Annotated in this window: 18 protein-coding genes; 13 read left to right on the top strand and 5 right to left on the bottom strand. The window is 62.1% G+C overall.

Going from position 1 to position 16,495, the window contains the following annotated elements:
* Window positions 1-19: 19 nt before the first annotated feature.
* The gene (locus INT29_RS03120; RefSeq protein ID WP_101569918.1) at window positions 20-667 is read left to right on the top strand and encodes a response regulator transcription factor; all 648 of its coding nucleotides are present in this window, start codon (window positions 20-22) and stop codon (window positions 665-667) included.
* On the opposite strand, the gene INT29_RS03115 is transcribed toward INT29_RS03120, so the two are convergent.
* On the bottom strand, window positions 668-1,864 hold the full coding sequence (locus tag INT29_RS03115) for a Fic family protein (RefSeq protein WP_193070701.1): 1,197 nt from the start codon (window positions 1,862-1,864) through the stop codon (window positions 668-670).
* Between the two features lie 217 nt (window positions 1,865-2,081).
* On the opposite strand from INT29_RS03115, the gene INT29_RS03110 reads away from it, so the two are divergent.
* From INT29_RS03110 to INT29_RS03100, 3 genes are all read left to right on the top strand, one after another.
* On the top strand, window positions 2,082-3,347 hold the full coding sequence (locus tag INT29_RS03110; RefSeq protein ID WP_193070700.1) for an alpha-hydroxy acid oxidase: 1,266 nt from the start codon (window positions 2,082-2,084) through the stop codon (window positions 3,345-3,347).
* A 61-nt stretch (window positions 3,348-3,408) separates the two neighbouring features.
* Complete coding sequence (locus INT29_RS03105) at window positions 3,409-4,908, top strand: amino acid permease (protein WP_193070699.1); 1,500 nt, start codon at window positions 3,409-3,411, stop codon at window positions 4,906-4,908.
* A 63-nt stretch (window positions 4,909-4,971) separates the two neighbouring features.
* Entirely contained in the window at window positions 4,972-5,931 is a 960-nt protein-coding gene (locus INT29_RS03100; protein ID WP_101569865.1) for an iron-siderophore ABC transporter substrate-binding protein, read from the top strand.
* A gap of 8 nt (window positions 5,932-5,939) precedes the next feature.
* On the opposite strand, the gene INT29_RS03095 is transcribed toward INT29_RS03100, so the two are convergent.
* A complete protein-coding gene (locus tag INT29_RS03095; protein WP_101569866.1) occupies window positions 5,940-6,398 on the bottom strand; it encodes an NUDIX hydrolase in 459 nt (152 codons plus the stop codon).
* Between the two features lie 61 nt (window positions 6,399-6,459).
* On the opposite strand from INT29_RS03095, the gene INT29_RS20370 reads away from it, so the two are divergent.
* The 8 genes from INT29_RS20370 to INT29_RS03060 all read left to right on the top strand — a co-directional run bounded on the left by INT29_RS20370 (window position 6,460) and on the right by INT29_RS03060 (window position 12,207).
* Window positions 6,460-6,591 (top strand): hypothetical protein, encoded by a 132-nt coding sequence (locus INT29_RS20370; protein WP_264298389.1) that lies wholly within the window; start codon window positions 6,460-6,462, stop codon window positions 6,589-6,591.
* Entirely contained in the window at window positions 6,575-6,709 is a 135-nt protein-coding gene (locus INT29_RS20365) for a hypothetical protein (RefSeq protein ID WP_264298550.1), read from the top strand. The genes INT29_RS20370 and INT29_RS20365 overlap by 17 nt, the downstream gene beginning before the upstream one ends.
* Before the next feature lie 31 nt (window positions 6,710-6,740).
* The gene (locus INT29_RS03085) at window positions 6,741-7,529 is read left to right on the top strand and encodes an alpha/beta fold hydrolase (RefSeq protein WP_193070698.1); all 789 of its coding nucleotides are present in this window, start codon (window positions 6,741-6,743) and stop codon (window positions 7,527-7,529) included.
* A gap of 168 nt (window positions 7,530-7,697) precedes the next feature.
* Window positions 7,698-8,606 carry a sulfurtransferase gene (locus INT29_RS03080; protein WP_193070697.1) on the top strand — a complete coding sequence of 303 codons (909 nt, stop codon included), beginning with the start codon at window positions 7,698-7,700 and terminating at the stop codon, window positions 8,604-8,606.
* Window positions 8,606-9,094, top strand: coding sequence for a SufE family protein (locus tag INT29_RS03075; protein WP_101569869.1), 489 nt, complete (start codon window positions 8,606-8,608; stop codon window positions 9,092-9,094). The genes INT29_RS03080 and INT29_RS03075 overlap by 1 nt, the downstream gene beginning before the upstream one ends.
* Before the next feature lie 85 nt (window positions 9,095-9,179).
* Window positions 9,180-10,247 carry a FecCD family ABC transporter permease gene (locus tag INT29_RS03070; RefSeq protein WP_193070696.1) on the top strand — a complete coding sequence of 356 codons (1,068 nt, stop codon included), beginning with the start codon at window positions 9,180-9,182 and terminating at the stop codon, window positions 10,245-10,247.
* Entirely contained in the window at window positions 10,244-11,350 is a 1,107-nt protein-coding gene (locus INT29_RS03065) for a FecCD family ABC transporter permease (RefSeq protein ID WP_193070695.1), read from the top strand. Before INT29_RS03070 ends, INT29_RS03065 begins: the two co-directional genes overlap by 4 nt.
* A gap of 32 nt (window positions 11,351-11,382) precedes the next feature.
* Window positions 11,383-12,207, top strand: coding sequence for an ABC transporter ATP-binding protein (locus tag INT29_RS03060; RefSeq protein ID WP_193070694.1), 825 nt, complete (start codon window positions 11,383-11,385; stop codon window positions 12,205-12,207).
* A gap of 44 nt (window positions 12,208-12,251) precedes the next feature.
* Here the strand turns inward: INT29_RS03060 and INT29_RS03055 are convergent, their stop codons facing one another.
* Genes INT29_RS03055 through INT29_RS03045 form a run of 3 tightly spaced genes read right to left on the bottom strand, consistent with a single transcriptional unit; the run spans window position 12,252 to window position 14,143 of the window.
* Window positions 12,252-13,361, bottom strand: coding sequence for a DUF808 domain-containing protein (locus tag INT29_RS03055; protein ID WP_101569871.1), 1,110 nt, complete (start codon window positions 13,359-13,361; stop codon window positions 12,252-12,254).
* Window positions 13,362-13,682: an META domain-containing protein gene (locus INT29_RS03050; RefSeq protein ID WP_101569872.1), complete on the bottom strand. Its 321-nt coding sequence runs from the start codon at window positions 13,680-13,682 to the stop codon at window positions 13,362-13,364. It lies immediately after the preceding gene.
* Window positions 13,679-14,143 carry an META domain-containing protein gene (locus INT29_RS03045; RefSeq protein WP_101569873.1) on the bottom strand — a complete coding sequence of 155 codons (465 nt, stop codon included), beginning with the start codon at window positions 14,141-14,143 and terminating at the stop codon, window positions 13,679-13,681. The genes INT29_RS03050 and INT29_RS03045 overlap by 4 nt, the downstream gene beginning before the upstream one ends.
* A gap of 244 nt (window positions 14,144-14,387) precedes the next feature.
* Between INT29_RS03045 and INT29_RS03040 the strand changes: the two genes are divergently transcribed.
* Complete coding sequence (locus INT29_RS03040; RefSeq protein ID WP_193070693.1) at window positions 14,388-16,301, top strand: LPXTG cell wall anchor domain-containing protein; 1,914 nt, start codon at window positions 14,388-14,390, stop codon at window positions 16,299-16,301.
* Window positions 16,302-16,495 lie beyond the last annotated feature (194 nt).

Genomic DNA, 16,495 nt, shown 5'->3' with positions numbered 1-16,495 from the left:
ATCGAGGGATGGTGATACTATGAGAGTCGCTTTGGCCGATGATTCTGTGCTGCTGCGAGAAGGTGTGCGCAGCCTGCTCGAGGACGAGGGCATCGCGGTTGTGGCCTCTGTCGACGATGGGCAGCAGCTGCTCACCGCGGTAGCAGCCCAACGTCCGAACCTGGCGATCGTCGACGTCAGGATGCCACCGACACACACCACCGAAGGACTGGAAGCCGCGCTGGAGATCAAACGGCGGTTCCCGGACATCGGAGTTCTCGTGCTCAGCCAATACGTTCTGCGCGAATACGCGACCGAACTGCTGAGCACAGAGACGGTGGGAGTCGGCTACCTGCTGAAGAACCGGGTCACCGACATCGACCGCTTCCTCGAATCCGTCAACAGGATTGCGGAGGGAGGTACAGTCATCGACCCCGAAGTCGTCCGGCAGCTGCTGAGCTCCTCCGAACAGCAGAATTCTCTGTCCGCGCTCACTCCCCGGGAGAACGAGGTCCTGCGGGCCATGGCCGAAGGTCTGTCGAATCGAGGTATCGCCGAACGCCTCTACGTATCCATCAGCTCAGTGGAGAAGGCCATCAGCTCGATCTTCGACAAGCTCGGGCTGCAGGCGGGGGAGACCACGAGCCGCCGAGTCGCTGCGGTCCTGCACTACCTCGACCAATCCTGATCAGAGTTCTGCCCGGGTCCGGGCGCCGATGCGCAGGTTGAGGTCCTCGAGCTCTGCCAGGACGTCGCCAGCGCCCCAGATCTGATTGCGTTTGCGACTGGTCAGGCCGCGCAGAATGCCAGCTTCCATCAGTGCGGAAACGGCCCGGTTCGCCGAGGAGCTGGGCAGGTTCAAAGAGTTCTCGTGGTCATCGATCGTGAACACTGGGTCCGATGCGAGGTAGCTCAGGACGCGAGCTGCGGCACTGTTCGCATGCGGATGGCCGAGGAGGTCCGCCCACTCACCCGGCAGCGCGGCCAGCCGATGCGCGGTCAGCTGCGATTCCTCTGCAGCGATGATCGAAGAACGGGACCACAGGGATATGACAGGTCCGGCATTGCCCAGGTGATAGGAATTCAAGGCGCCGAAGTAGCGGTCGCGAACCTCGACCAGAGCAGCGGCCAGCGGAACCGTGATCCCCGTGGTGACACCTCTCGAGTGGAGAATCCCGGCTGCCAGGGCCCGTCCGATGCGCCCATTTCCATCCGTGAAGGGATGGATCGCCTCGAACTGCGAATGGGCAATAGCCGCCTGCGCAATCGTGGGAATGTCATCGCGCAGAGCAAACGTGAGCAGATCGTCCATGAGCCCAGGCACAAGCTCAGGGGGAGGCGGGACGTAGAGGGCTCCACGGGGCGAATGATCCGACCCGCCGATCCAGTTCTGCATCGGCCGATGCCGCCCCGCCAGATGATCTTCCCCAGTATCGTCTTTGAGCAGCAGCCGATGGGCACGAGAGATCGAATCTGCACTGATCGCTCCTGATGTCAGCAGATCCAGTGCCCCTGTCGCAACGGCCATCGCTGTGGCCGAGGAGTTCGACTTGGCTCCGTGCAAGGCCCTGACGAAGTCATCGATGGGTGCCTCTTCGGCCTCGATCTTCGACGAGGCGATCGATTCGCTGCGCAGCAGCAGATACGACAACGGAATCAGGGTGCGACCGTGCTCGGCATCGAGTCGGGAAATCGCCCGGATCGCGGTCTCTGACAGAGACGCGAGTTCGGCAGGCAGACGCAGGTCGACCGAGCTGATCCGAGCGGGAATGGAGACTGCCACCTCGGCGAATGTCCTGTCATCGACAGTGCCGCCGCGAAACTCCTGGCGCCACGGTCTGGTCTCGGACTGCTCCGTGGGGACGGGCACGATGAAATCGGACATGGGATTCGTCTAAGAGATAATTCCACATATGAAGGAAACTGGGAATATCTCTCATGGTGATCCCAGTTCCGGCGAACACAGATGCCTCGTTAGACTCGCAGCTCAGAGGTGCCGACTGCCCATGGCTGTCCCAGGGACCTCGAGCCCGACGACATTCAGTATTGACCACGAGTTTGCGTGTTTGCCACGAGATTGCGTGTTCACGACGAGGAGAACGATGAAACGCCAGCTGCCCGATATGAAGGAACTCGCCCCTCTCCTACAGTTCGGACTGCCCAGACTCGACCGGGTGGCCGCACGGCTCGACTCCGCTGCCGATATCTGGGACCTGCGTCGCATCGCCAAGCGAGTGACACCCACCGCTCCCTTCGATTACGTCGACGGAGGAGCACTCGATGAGCACACGCTGCGCAAGAACCGGCAGGTCTTCGCCGATGTCGAACTCCTGCCACGCATCCTGCATGGAGTCGACGCTCCGAACACGTCGACGACGATCGCCGGACAGCACGCAGCCCTGCCCTTCGGCATCGCACCGACCGGCTACACACGCATGATGCATTCCGAGGGAGAGGTCGGAGGAGTCCGGGCCGCAACGAAGGCAGGAATTCCCTTCTCCCTATCGACAATGGGCACACGGTCCATCGAGGAAGTTGCGCAGGCGGCACCCGGGTCCACACGCTGGTTCCAGCTCTACCTGTGGAAGGACCGCGAGCGCAGCCTCGACCTGCTGCAGCGAGCCCAAGCCAGCGGGTATGAGACCCTGCTTGTCACCGTCGACACCCCGATCACCGGACAGCGGCTGCGCGATAACCGCAATGGGCTTTCGATTCCACCGAAGCTGACGCTGAAGACCATTCTCGATGCCTCCTACCGGCCCGGCTGGTGGTTCAACTTCCTCACCACCGAACCGCCGAAATACGCCTCGCTGTCGAACACCTCACAGTCCCTGGCCGAGATGACGCAGACCATGTTCGACCCGACTCTTGACCTTGATGACCTGAAATGGATCCGCGAACACTGGAAAGGCAAGCTCTTCGTCAAGGGCGTCCTCACCGCCGATGATGCCGTCAGGGCTCGGTCCATCGGTGCCGACGGTCTGGTCGTGTCCAACCACGGAGGACGCCAGCTCGATCGGGCACCCGATTCTCTGACCGCACTGTCGGAAGTCCGGGCTGCAGTCGGTGAGGATATGGAACTCATCCTCGACTCCGGCATCATGTCCGGCACCGATGTCGTGGCCGCACTGTGTGCCGGAGCGGACTTCGTGCTCATCGGCCGGGCGTACCTCTATGGCCTCATGGCCGGAGGGCAGCGCGGAGTAGAGAGGGCCATCGAGCTGATCAAGGCTGAGATCTTAACCGCCATGGGGCTGATGGGTGCCCGGAACATCTCCGACCTCGGGCCGGACCTTGCCAGGGGCCTGCCGACACCTGCCACTGGGAATCCGGCCAGACCGGACGAATTGCGCGGCGTCGACTCCTGAATGTGGTAAGAATGGCCGGGGCCCGAACGGGATCCCGCCGGCACGACAGTCAAGGGACACGATGAACGCAGCACCCACCTCGGCGAGGGAGAACCGCGAACTCAAACGGGGGCTGAAGTCACGTCACCTGCAGATGATCGCCATCGGCGGTGCCATCGGCACCGGCCTCTTCCTCGGATCGGGTGGCACGATCTCACAGGCCGGACCCGGCGGTGCACTCCTGGCCTACGCCGCGATCGGCATCATGGTCCTCTTCGTCATGCAGTCCCTGGGGGAGATGTCGACGCATCTGCCCGTGGCCGGTTCCTTCCACACCTACGGCTCGAAATACGTCAGCCCCTCATTCGGCTTCGCCATGGGGTGGAACTACTGGTTCAACTGGGCCATCACACTCGCGGCCGAACTCGTCGCGGCCGGGGTCATCATGTCCTTTTGGCTGCCCGATGTTCCCTCCTGGGTCTGGGCCGCGGTCTTTCTCGTCCTGCTCTCGGGACTCAACTTCCTCTCGGCCAAGGCCTTCGGCGAAGGCGAATTCTGGTTCGCTGCCATCAAGGTCACCGCGGTCCTGGCATTCCTCGTCCTCGGGGTGCTCATGATTACGGGCATCATCGGTGGACAGTCGCCGGGCATCAGCAACTGGACGACCGGGGAAGCTCCCTTCGTGGGCGGCTGGGTCTCGATCATCAGTGTGTTCATGATCGCCGGATTCTCCTTCCAGGGCACGGAGCTCGTCGGTGTCACCGCAGGCGAGTCCGCCAACCCTCGCCGCGACATGCCACGAGCCATCCGCACCGTGTTCTGGCGCATCATGCTCTTCTACATCGGTGCGATCGTCATCATCGGCTTCCTCCTGCCCTACACCGACCCTTCGCTGCTGGCGTCGGCCAACAGCGAGGATGTCACGGCCTCGCCCTTCACCCTCGTCTTCGAACGCGCCGGAATCGCCGTGGCCGCCTCTGTGATGAACGCCGTCATCCTCACCGCGATCCTCTCCGCCGGCAACTCCGGTCTCTACGCCTCGACCCGGATGCTCTATGCAATGGCCAAGGAGGGAACCGCGCCGAGGCTGTTCGCCCGACTCAATGAACGTGGCGTACCCGTCATGGCGCTGCTGGCCACCGCGGTCATCGGCCTCTTCGGCTTCCTCTCGGAGGTGATGGGCGACGGCGGGGCCTACACCTGGCTGATCAACGTCTCCGGCCTCTCCGGATTCATCGTCTGGGTCGGCATCGCCTGGTGCCATTTCCGCTTCCGTCGCGCCTACATCAGGCAGGGACGCAACCTTGCGGACCTGCCGTATCGAGCGCCCTTGTTCCCGATCGGTCCGATCATCGCCCTGGTCATGCTGGTGATCGTCATCATCGGCCAGAACGTGCAGGCGATCGTCGAAGGACGCGTCCTCGAAGTTGCCTCCGCCTACATCGGACTGCCTGCGTTCCTGCTGCTGTGGCTCATCCACCGACTGGTCACGGGTCACCGCTCACGCATTGTGGGCCTCGAGGAGATGGATGTCGAAGGTCTCGAGATCACACCTGAGCACGCCCGGAGCAAACGCATCTGAGCGTCGCCGAGACCCTCTCGGATGGGTTAAGCTAGGCTCGCCTAACTCAAAAAGAAGGATCTCATGCGCAGAATTCTCGCCCCCATGCTCGCCTCAGTACTCCTGCTCACTGCCTGTGGTGGCAGCGGCGGTGGGGGAGAAGAGGCCGGCTCCGGTACCAGCATCGACACAAAATTCGGTTCCGTCGAGGTTCCCAAGGACCCGAAGAAGATCGTGGCCCTGGGCTGGGGCGATGCAGAGACCGCACTGGCCCTCGGCGTGCAGCCCGTCGGTGCCTCCGATTGGGTGGAATTCGGCGGCAAGGGTGTTGGTCCCTGGGCCGAAGATCTCTACGACCAGGCTCCGGAGATCATCGACACAATGGAACCCGACTTCGAGAAGATCGCGGCACTCGAGCCCGACCTCATCCTCGACACGAAGAGTTCCGGTGAACAGAAGCGCTACGACCGTCTCTCGGAGATCGCACCAACTGTGGGAGCACCCGAAGGCGGCGACAACTACCTGACGACGATGGACCAGCAGGTCGATCTCATTGCCCAAGCCCTGGGCAAAGAAGACGAGGGCAAAAAGGTGCTCGGCAAACTCGATGAGAAGTTCGAATCCGTGCGTGAGGCCCATCCGGAGTTCGACGGTAAGTCTGTGAGCGTGGCGGCCAAGACCTCGGAAGGCTGGGGAGCCTACGTCGAAGGCTCTGAACGCGTCCAGTTCATGGAACAGCTCGGCTTCAAGCAGTCCGAGAAGGTCGCCGCCCTCAAATCGGAGAACTTCACCGCTGACGTCTCCGAGGAGGAGCTGGAAGTTCTCGACGCGGATCTGCTTGTGGCCTTCCCGATTTACATTCCCGACACCGAGGTCACCAAGGACGCTGCCTTCAAACGCATTCCAGCCGTCGAAGACGGGCACAGTCTGGTGCTGACGGAGGACCTCAACGACGTCCGCCAAGCATTCTCACTCAACTCGGTGCTCTCGGCGACTTATGCCGCGGAGAAGATGCCCGACCTCGTAGCCGACACCCTCAAATAGCCCTACACTCACACTGCGCCACGCCACGCATCAAGACCGATGTCGATGATGCGGGCGTGGCGCACGTCGGCCAGCGAATCGATGGCCAGCCATTCCGCCCGATCCGTCGTGCCATCGATCTCGAGCGTGCCCAGGGTACCGCCCGTGATGCGAGCCTCGTAGACGACCCGCACTCCCTTGAACGGACGCGGAGTCGACCTGCGACGGGAGGCATTGCTGCGATTCTCCGTGAAGGTGTGGGTCGTGAGAGGGCGGACGAGCTCGGCATCGAAGCCCGTCTCCTCTTTGATCTCACGGATCGTTCCGGTGTCGATGCTTTCGTGGAACTCGATCCCACCGCCGGGCAGAGTCCACAGTGCATGGGCCGGTTCACTGCCGCCGTTGAACCAGCTGAGCAGGATTTCCTTATCGTCGTTGACGATCACCGCGTACCCGGCAAGTCGTGTGTCGTAATCGGAGAAGTGCATGGGTTCAGCCTACCTTCGAGTATCTCTTCCCAAGCCGAAACCCGGTGAATAGGCTGATCACATGCCTGAAGCCGCGAAATACCCCAACGAACACATCATCCGCACACGCACCATCGAGGCCCCCGCCCACTCGATCTTCGCAGTGCTGCGTGATCCGACCCGACACCGGGACAAAGGTGTCACTGACCTATGACTGGTCACGCACAACACGAAAGATACGAGACGAGTTCGGCGGCTTCCCCGTCGTCAGCCCCGACTACCTCGACCGGTCATTGCAGGCCCTGGAAGACACGGTCACCAGCAGCAAATGACCCGGTGAGACGTCCCGGGTAGGCTGATGGCGTGAGAGACATCGCCACCAGACTCATCGGCACCACCGGTGCCCGCATCGTGTTCCTCCACGGTCTCTTCGGCCGCGGCAAGAACTTCACCTCGAACGCCAAGGCCCTCGAGCCCGACTACTCGAGCCTGCTCGTCGACCTGCCCAACCACGGTGATTCGGACTGGACCGAGGACTTCAGCTACGTGGACATGGCCGACTCCATCGCCGCAAAGATCGCCGAGGTGACCGATCCCGATGACCTGCCCGTGCGCCTGGTCGGTCATTCCCTGGGCGGCAAGGTCGCCATGGTCCTGGCGCTGCGTCACCCGCAGCTCATCGACCGCCTCGTCGTCGTGGACATCGCACCCACCGCAGGCGGGTCGCTCGGAGTGTTCGAACACCTGCTCTCAAGCCTGGCCGAACTCGACCTTCACCAGATCGAGTCCCGCTCGGCCGCCAACGACGCTCTGCAGGAGAAGATCCCCGAGGACACGATCCGAGGATTTCTGCTGCAGAACCTGCGCAGCACCTCGGCCGGATATGCCTGGCAGCCCAATCTGACCCTGCTGCATGAGAGCCTGCCTGAGATCGGTGACTTCCCCGAAATGGGGGAGGCCACCTTCGACGGTCCCGTGCTGTGGATCGCCGGCGAGAGATCGGACTACGTCTCCCGTGACGACCTGCCGCTTATGCGCTCCCTCTTCCCGCGCACAACCCTGCTCACCGTCAAAGGCTCGGGCCACTGGGTCCACTCCGAAAAGCCACAGACGTTCATCTCGTCCCTGCAGACATTCTTCGCACGCAGCTGACTCACGAAACCCGCCAGCAGCCTCCCGTCTGACTTGTGAGGCTTTGATCTCACCTGCGACACCCCGAGATCGGTCACTGCTGAAGAGGAATATGCTGGTGGACAGTGGCGTTGAGCCACACAGACGCACCATGAACCACAAGATCACAATCTTCACGAGGAGGAACGAGTGAGCACAGCGATCCCGGCCGATTCCACGGCCAAATTCGCCGAATACGCAGACGGTTCACGCCTGGTCAGCACCGAATGGGTGGCCGAACATGCCGGTGAACCCGGACTGGTCATCGTCGAAAGCGATGAGGACGTCCTCCTCTATGAGACCGGACACATCCCCGGAGCGGTGAAGGTCGACTGGCACACCGAACTCAACGACAGGGTGACCCGGGACTATGTTGACGGTGAAGGCTTCGCCGCCCTCATGTCCGCCAAGGGCATCTCACGAGAGGACACGATCGTCTTCTACGGCGACAAATCCAACTGGTGGGCCGCCTACGCCCTGTGGGTCTTCTCGCTGTTCGGACACGAAGATGTCCGCCTCATGGACGGCGGCCGCTCCAAGTGGCAAGCCGAAGAGCGCGAACTGACCACGGTGAAGCCGCGCCCGGAGCCAACCGAATACCCGGTCGTCGACCGTGATGATGCCACCCTGCGTGCCTTCCTGCCCGAGGTCAGGGACAGCCTGGGCAAACGTCCCCTCATCGATGTCCGCAGCCCCGAAGAATACAGCGGAGAGCGCACTCACATGCCCGCCTACCCCGAAGAGGGCGCACTGCGCGGAGGACACATCCCCACCGCAGCATCGGTGCCCTGGGCGAAGGCCGCAAACGAAGACGGCACCTTCAGATCGGCCGAGGAGCTCAAGGCCATCTACACCGATGAAGCCGGACTCGGCACCGCCGACGAAGTCATCGCCTACTGCCGCATCGGCGAACGCTCCAGCCACACCTGGTTCGTTCTCCAGCATCTGCTCGGCTACACCAACGTCCGCAACTACGACGGTTCCTGGACCGAGTGGGGCAACGTCGTCGGCGTTCCCATCGTCACCGGCTCAGAAGCCGGCGAGGTGCCGACCCGCTGATGGCTGCCGACACAGACACCCCAGATACCTCGGACCTGCCGGAGAGCCTGGCCGAAATCGTCACTGACTTCGCAGACACCGAATCCGGCGACCGGCTGCAGCTGCTGCTCGAGTTCGCTTCTGAGCTGCCCGAGCTGCCACCGCGCTACACCGATCACCCCGAACTGCTCGAACCGGTGCCCGAATGCCAGTCACCGATCTTCCTCGTCACCGAGGTCGAGAACCCCGAGCAGGGTGACTCGGCAATCGTGAAGCTGCATTTCTCGGCACCTCCCGAGGCGCCGACGACGCGTGGCTTCGCCGGGATTCTTCACGAAGGGCTCAATGACCAGACCGCCGAGGTTGTCCTGTCCATCCCGTCCGACCTGCCCTTGCGTCTGTCGATGACGGATCTGGTGAGCCCGCTGCGGCTGCGCGGGATGAGCGGTATGCTCTCCCGGATCCAGCGGCAGACATCGGAAAGGATCGGCAAGATCACAGATCAGTGACCGGCAAATCGTTTGGATGAGCCGACATTTTCGACTAGATTGTGGTTAGCCTGCCCTTAATTAGTCGATACTAAGGAACCCTCCGATGACCGGTCTCGCCACCACCGCCTCGGCGAAGCACTCTGAGGTCACCGGTCAGAAGGCGAGCCGAGCGCTCAAGGTCAAGAGGACTCTCGGCCTCGTCGTGGCGATTCTGGCTTTGGTGGTCGTGGTGCTGGCTTCACTGGCCATCGGCACCCGCGATATGCCGGTCTCGGAGGTCCTTGGGGCGTTCTTCAAGCCCAGCGGCAGCGACGACCAGCTCGTCGTCCTCGAACTGCGTTTCCCGCGGACCGTGCTCGGAGTCCTCGTCGGCATGGGTCTGGGGGTGGCAGGCGGGCTCATTCAGGCACTGACTCGCAACCCCCTGGCCGATCCGGGCATCCTCGGCGTTAATGCCGGAGCCTCCTTCGCGGTGGCCATCGGCATCGGATTCTTCGGAGTCACTTCGATCAACGGCTACATCTGGTTCGCCTTCCTCGGCGCGCTCCTGGCCACGACAGGCGTGTACATCATCGGTTCCTCCGGCCGAAACCACAGTGTGGACCCGATCCGCCTGACCTTGGCCGGAGTCGCAGTCGCCGCTGTGCTGACCGGACTGACCAAAGGCATCCTGCTCACGAACGAACGCGCCTTCGACGCCTTCCGCGCCTGGGACGTCGGCGCCATCGCCGGCCGCGGATTCGACACGGTCTACGCGGTCGCCCCATTCATCATCGGCGGCATCGTCCTCGCACTGTTCTTGGCCCACTCGCTCAACGCGGTGGCACTCGGTGACGATCTGGCTGCCAGCCTCGGCACCTCGGTCAATCGCACCCGCATCATCACGATCCTCGCGGTCACCCTATTAGCGGGTGGGGCCACCGCTGCCGCCGGGCCGATCGGATTCATCGGCCTGATGATTCCCCATATCGCCCGCTGGATCGTCGGCCCCGATCAACGATGGATCCTCAGCTACTCCGTCATCCTCTCGCCGATCCTTCTGCTCGTCTCCGATGTGCTCGGTCGAGTGGTGATGAAACCGGGAGAACTCCAGGTCGGCGTCGTGACCGCCTTCGTCGGTGCACCGGTGCTCATCGCCCTCGTTCGCAGAAAGAAGGCGAGTGGACTGTGAAATCGTCGAACTCACCGATCGGTGATTCTACCGAGTTCGTTCCCGGCCAGCGGGTGCTGCCGGGGGAGCGGGTGGACTTCGGCCGCCCCATGCTGCGAGCCTTCGGCTTCCGCATCGATCTGCGCGTCGTCGTCACAGCCGGCATCGTCACTCTTCTGGCTCTGGCCTGTGGGTTCCTGGGACTGCTGCTCGGCGAATTCTCACTGACCCCCGGCGAAGTCTTCCGGGGGCTGTTCGGTCAGGCCGACAGGCGCATCGTCAACACCGTCGTCGCCGAATGGCGGGCGCCACGCATCATCGCCGGAATCGTCCTCGGTGCCGGCTTGGGCGTCTCGGGCGCGGTCTTCCAGTCACTGACCCGCAACCCTTTGGGCAGCCCCGATATCATCGGCTTCTCCACCGGTGCCTATACCGGCGGCATCGTCACCATCATCGTCTTCGGCTCCAGCTTCATCTCCACCGCCTTCGGTGCGATCATCGGCGGTCTCCTCACCGCCCTCGTGGTCTACCTCCTGACGTGGAAGGGCGGCGTCCAAGGATTCCGACTCATCATCGTCGGCATCGCACTGACCGCCATGCTCAACGCCTTCAACACCTGGCTGATCATGCGGGCAGACCTCGACCTCGCAATGGCCGCAGCCACCTGGGGTGCTGGCACGCTCAACGGCATGGGCTGGTCGACTCTGCTGACGGCAGCCATCGGCACGGCGCTGTTGGGGCTGGGGTGTGGTCTCTTCTCCCGGGGCCTAGGGACCTTGGAACTCGGCGATGACACCGCCAAGGCACTCGGCGTACGCAATGAACCCGTTCGTGCCGGTCTCATCCTGGTGGCCGTGGCCCTCGTCGCCGTCGTCACCGCCGCCGCAGGCCCGATCGCCTTCGTGGCGCTGGCAGCCCCGCAGATCGGGCGCAGGATAGCGAAGTCCCAGGGCACCAGCCTCCTGTCAGCTGCGGCGGTCGGGGCGCTCCTTCTCGTCGCCGCGGACCTCATCGCCCAGCATGGCCTGGGTGAGACCCAACTTCCCGTCGGAGTCGTCACCGTGTGCATCGGCGGCATCTACCTGATCTGGCTCCTCATCCAAGAAGCTCGGAAGGCACAATGAGCATCTCATCCGACACGACTGATAAGGCTGTTATGACTGATAAGGCGACCTCGACCCAGGCGCCGCTGGCAGCCCAGAATCTCGACCTCGCCTATGACCATCGCCAAGTCATCGCCGACCTCGACGTCGAGATCGCACCCGGCAAATTCACCGTCATCGTCGGACCCAACGCCTGCGGCAAGTCGACCCTGCTGCGGGCACTGGCGAGGTTGATGACTCCGGCGAAGGGGACGGTGCTCCTCGACGGGGGAAATATCGCCAAGCTGAAGACGAAGCACATCGCTAAGCGCTTAGGTCTGCTCCCGCAGACCTCGATCGCCCCCGACGGCATCACCGTCGGAGAACTCGTGGCACGCGGACGTCACCCGCACCAGTCGTTCCTCAAACAGTGGACCGATCAAGACGAAGTCGCTGTGCTCTCGGCTCTGCGTGCAACAAACACCGAGGAGCTCTCCGCACGCCAGGTCGACGAGCTCTCGGGAGGCCAGCGGCAACGGGTATGGGTGGCGATGGTCCTGGCGCAGGAGACGCCGCTGATGCTCCTCGACGAGCCCACGACGTTCCTCGACCTGGCCTTCCAGATCGAGTTGCTCGACCTGTTCTCGCAGCTCAACAACGAACACGGACACACCCTCGTCGCAGTCCTCCACGACCTCAACCAGGCGTGTAGGTACGCCGATGAGATCATCGCGATGAAGAAAGGCGCGATCGTCGCCCAGGGAGCACCGGCGGAGATCATCACGACAGAACTGGTGCACCAGGTCTTCGGCATCGACTGCACCGTCATCGACGATCCCGTCACCGGTGCACCCATGATCGTTCCCGGCAAGCCGAAGAAGACCTTCGCCGACCGCTGACTCTCAATGCCAGCAGTATCGAAGACGTGCTGGAGAAATAGGACTCAGCTGTCCGAGGCGTCTTTGGCCTGGCCGGGCGCGTAGTTCGGCTTAGGTCCTGCCCCGTGATTGGCAAGTGAGACCGGGTCCGCAATAGACTTCGCTTCGTTTGTCTTCGCATCGTTCGTCTTCGTGTCCCGGACGGAGGGCTCCTTGCCGTCGTTGTGCCCGGACTTCATCAGTGCAGTGATGCCGACGGCGATTCCTGCCACGATGGCTCCCCAAACGGCACCGAGGATGAGCGAGAAGAAGGTGTTGACCAACCAGCCGAGGAATCCGCCAACGACCGGGATCATGGCCACGGGCTCTTCGAGGTGGTGGACGAAGTCGTAGAAGACGTGGAGGCCGAGTTCGTCTGTGCCGACGAGGATGATATGTCCGCCGACCCACAGCATGGCGAAGGTGCCGATGACTGAGAGCCCGCCCAGCAGCTTGGGCATCGCCTTGACGAGGAACCGGCCCGTCTTCTGTGTGCCCGGTTTGTCCTTCTGGGCCATGTTCAGACCGATGTCGTCCATCTTCACGATGAGGCCGACAGCACCGTAGACGCCGACGGTGATCGCCAGAGCAACAAGCAGGAGGATGATGGCTCGGGGGAGCAGAGCTTCGCTTGTCACCTCGTTGAGGGCGATGACCATGATCTCGCAACTGAGCACGAAGTCAGTGGTGATGGCTGAGCGGACGATCTTCTTCTCGGCGTTGGCATCGTCCTTTTTGCCGTGTTTGGATTCCTTCTTCGGCTCTTCGTGGTGTTGGATCCACCCGAACTTCTCAAAGATCTTCTCCGCACCTTCAAAGCACAGGTAGGTACCGCCCACCATCAGAAGCGGAGTCAGCAGCCACGGCAGGAATTCGCTGAGCAGCAGGATGACCGGCAGGATGATGACGACCTTGTTGATCAGCGAGCCGATGGCGATGCGCTGGATGATCGGCAGCTCCCGTTTGGGATCGACCCCTTCGACGAACTTCGGTGTCACTGCCGCGTCGTCGACGACGACGCCTGCGGCCTTGACTCCTGCACGGGATGCGCCCGCGGCAACATCATCGAGGCTGGCCGCCGAGAGCTTGACGAGTGCCGCCACATCGTCGAGGAGAGCAAACAGACCGCCGGCCATTTAATGTCCTTCGTCGGGTTCGATCGAACCGGTGTCCCTGACCAGTTCGCCGAGGTGGTTGCCGCCATGATCGAAGACGGTGAGCAGGTCGCCTTCGGCCTCAACGCGGTGAACGCGCCCCACCCAGGCCTCCATGCCCATGACGGCGCGCTGGGTGGTGGCGAAGGGCTTGATGACCGCTCCTGGGTCTTCCGCACCCCATGTGGTTGCGATTCGGTTTCCACCATCGCTGCCGGTCAACGTTCCATCCTCGTCGAACTGGAGGAACGCGGAGGATCCTTCCTTGGTGCTGACCCACTTACCGTTGATCTGCTGCGTCATTTCTTCTCCTTCTCCAGTCCGCCGACGACCTTGCCGCTGGCATCGGCGACCTTCATGACGTTTCCTTCGATGGTTGCCGATGCGGCCTTGGACAGCCATGGATCCACGCCTGCACAGGCTTTCTGGGTCGAAGTGAAGGAGGTGATGAGGACCTTGTCCCCGTCGACTTCCCACGTCGTCTTGATCGCGTTGCAGCCATCGGATCCCTTCACCTGTCCGTCCTCGGTGAACTCGAGGAACGGATCTCCGGTCTCTGGAGACGTCCACTTCCCGGTGGGGTCGAGCGCATCGGCATCGGCCGAGTCAGTGGGCGAATTGGATTCCGTGGACGCAGAGCTGGTCGGTTCGCTGGGTTCGGAGCCAGTCCCGCACGCGGCGAGGGGCAGTACGAGGCCGAGCACCGCGATTCCCATGACACGACCGAACGCAGCTGGAGGTCTGATTGCAGTGAGGTTGAGCATGCACCGATCATAACGGCCTGCCTTGACAGGTCCATGGAGAACTCCGCAGACAGGGTACAGATTCAGCTTTTGTAAGTTGTGTTCACCAGCAACACGCATTGTGGTTGCTTCGCATCGTTGCCAAACCGTAACCTTTCACGTGGTTGAAAGACTGTTCTCAGAAACGTCCTCACGATTCTTCAGGTGCGGGACGAAGAGAGCACAGGCAGACACAACATGAATCCGATCAAGGGAACCCAAGAGTATGCAGAAGAAACTCGTTCAGAGTTCGCTGGCACTGACCGCCGCAGCGGCGCTCGGTCTCGGCAGTGCGTTCGTCGCATCCCCTGCCATGGCGTCCGACGCCCCGCAGAAGCTGGATGTGCAGAGCGACGCACAGGTGCAGAAGGCACTATCCGACATCGAAGGCGTCAACGCCTACGGTTCTGAGGACGGAAAGCTCAACCTCGGTGTTGAGAAGAAGACCGACGAGATCAAAGATCTCGAAAAGAAGTTCGACAACGTCAAGGTCACGACCGGCGTTCAGGAACTCGAACCCTACGCAAAGAACGATCTCGTCGGCGGAGCCGGCTACCTGCTCAAGGCCGGCGAGGCCGGCGGAGCATGCTCGACCGGTTTCTCCGGTTGGGACGGCGATGGCAACCCAATCGTCCTCACCGCTGGTCACTGCGCCCAGATCATCAACGAAGAGACCAACGAGTTCGACGGCAAGACCACGGTCAATGAGACCGAGCAGCCTTCGAGCGCTCCTGCGAACGACGGCGAAGGCTTCAAGCAGTCCGGCAACGGAGTCATCGGCAAGTGGGGCTTCACCAACTTCGGCGGTGACCTCCTCAAAGGTGACGACGAGAAGAAGTGGCCAGAGCCTAGCGAATCCGACATCGACTTCGCTGTCATCAATGTCGACAAGGACAAGTACCAGGCCAAGAGCGGTGTCACCGACTGGAAGAGCGCTGACTCCGAGGACCTGTCGAAGTCCACATCCGACATCGCCAAGGTCGGAGCTCACAAAGACGGCTCCATCGAGAAGTCCGGCCGCACGACCGGCCTGACGGAAGGCGAAGTTCTGCCCCGCAAGGACTACGACTTCGATTACCAGAACGTCGGCGGACGTTGGGTTCACGGATTCGGTGTCACCGCACCGATCGACAAGCCCTTCTCGCAGCCGGGCGACTCCGGTGGCGGAGTGTTCCAGGGCGACACCGCAGTCGGTGTCATCTCCGGTGGCGGAGACCTTGACCCCACCACCTCGTTCACTTGGGTTGCTGACCTCGATCACTCCCTGGAGGAGTCCGACACCGACTTCCATGTCGAAAAGCCGAGCGAAGAGACCCCTGGGGCACCTGCCGCTCCCAAGGCCGAAGACCAGACCATTGAGCCCAAGGGTGATGTGACAGGTAAGGCTAAGGCTGGCGCCGAAGTTGAGGTCAAGTGGGAAGCAGCCAAGGGTACCCAGGCAGCTGAAGACGGATCCGAGAAGGTCAAGGCCGACAAGGATGGAAACTTCGAGATCGAAGGGCCCACGGCTGAAGGTACATACGCTTTCTCAGCTACCGCGACTGTCGATGGTCAGGAATCTAAGACCACCGAGTTCGAGGTGACTGTAGAGGAAGACGAGTCCGAGACTCCTGCACCAGTCGAGCGCGAGATCAACGTTGACCCCAAAGAGATCGTCGCTTCTGACTTTGTGAAGGAAGACAAGGGCGTGACCGTGACGGTCAAGGGCTTCGACGAGGGCGAGAAGGTGACTCTTAAGGTCGCCTCCGGTCCTGAGAATGTCGAAGGCATCACCCTCGACGAGACCGCGAACGAGAACGGTGCTGCTGCCTTCTCGATCTACGGCACGAGCGAGACCGATCCTTCGGTCTACCTCGGCAAGTACGACGTAGATGTCACCGGTGCCAACGACACGGATGATGAGAAGGCTCTTGCCGGTTCGTTCAACGTTGTTGCAGACGAAGACGGCAACGGCGGCGGCGGAAGCGATGACGGCGACAATGGCAACAAGGACGACGGTGACGACGGTGACGGTGGAGATGGCGGATCCGATCTGCCTCGCACCGGTGCTGAACTGACCGGCCTTGCTGCCGGTGCTGGACTCCTCGTTGTCGGTGGAGCCGCAGTTGCTCTGACCATGCGTCGGAACAAGAAGAACTGAATTGACTCACACGATCAGCAGATGATCGTCTGAGAGCTCACGCGAGTGCCCCTGGTCTTCGGACCAGGGGCACTCTGTGTTTGTGTGGGTACAACGGGTGTGTCGAAAGCGAGAGGAAATCATTTTGGCAACGCCTGTTGTTTCGTTCATTTAGTTCACAGCTTGAGGGGTACTTTCTTGGTAGTCGCTGTATG

The organism is Brevibacterium sp. FME37, from assembly GCF_014897485.1.
Taxonomy (GTDB): Bacteria; Actinomycetota; Actinomycetes; order Actinomycetales; family Brevibacteriaceae; genus Brevibacterium.
This window is presented reverse-complemented; position numbering and strand designations above follow the sequence as displayed.

Excerpts from the sequence above, each read along its gene's own strand:
- INT29_RS03100 (WP_101569865.1), top strand. The coding sequence starts at position 4,972 with ATGCGCAGAATTCTCGCCCCCATGCTCGCCTCAGTACTCCTGCTCACT.
- INT29_RS03060 (WP_193070694.1), top strand. The coding sequence starts at position 11,383 with ATGACTGATAAGGCGACCTCGACCCAGGCGCCGCTGGCAGCCCAGAAT.
- INT29_RS03075 (WP_101569869.1), top strand. The coding sequence starts at position 8,606 with ATGGCTGCCGACACAGACACCCCAGATACCTCGGACCTGCCGGAGAGC.
- INT29_RS03055 (WP_101569871.1), bottom strand. The coding sequence starts at position 13,361 with ATGGCCGGCGGTCTGTTTGCTCTCCTCGACGATGTGGCGGCACTCGTC.
- INT29_RS03115 (WP_193070701.1), bottom strand. The coding sequence starts at position 1,864 with ATGTCCGATTTCATCGTGCCCGTCCCCACGGAGCAGTCCGAGACCAGA.
- INT29_RS03120 (WP_101569918.1), top strand. The coding sequence starts at position 20 with ATGAGAGTCGCTTTGGCCGATGATTCTGTGCTGCTGCGAGAAGGTGTG.
- INT29_RS03110 (WP_193070700.1), top strand. The coding sequence starts at position 2,082 with ATGAAACGCCAGCTGCCCGATATGAAGGAACTCGCCCCTCTCCTACAG.
- INT29_RS20370 (WP_264298389.1), top strand. The coding sequence starts at position 6,460 with ATGCCTGAAGCCGCGAAATACCCCAACGAACACATCATCCGCACACGC.
- INT29_RS03050 (WP_101569872.1), bottom strand. The coding sequence starts at position 13,682 with ATGACGCAGCAGATCAACGGTAAGTGGGTCAGCACCAAGGAAGGATCC.
- INT29_RS03095 (WP_101569866.1), bottom strand. The coding sequence starts at position 6,398 with ATGCACTTCTCCGATTACGACACACGACTTGCCGGGTACGCGGTGATC.
- INT29_RS03105 (WP_193070699.1), top strand. The coding sequence starts at position 3,409 with ATGAACGCAGCACCCACCTCGGCGAGGGAGAACCGCGAACTCAAACGG.
- INT29_RS03040 (WP_193070693.1), top strand. The coding sequence starts at position 14,388 with ATGCAGAAGAAACTCGTTCAGAGTTCGCTGGCACTGACCGCCGCAGCG.
- INT29_RS03070 (WP_193070696.1), top strand. The coding sequence starts at position 9,180 with ATGACCGGTCTCGCCACCACCGCCTCGGCGAAGCACTCTGAGGTCACC.
- INT29_RS03045 (WP_101569873.1), bottom strand. The coding sequence starts at position 14,143 with ATGCTCAACCTCACTGCAATCAGACCTCCAGCTGCGTTCGGTCGTGTC.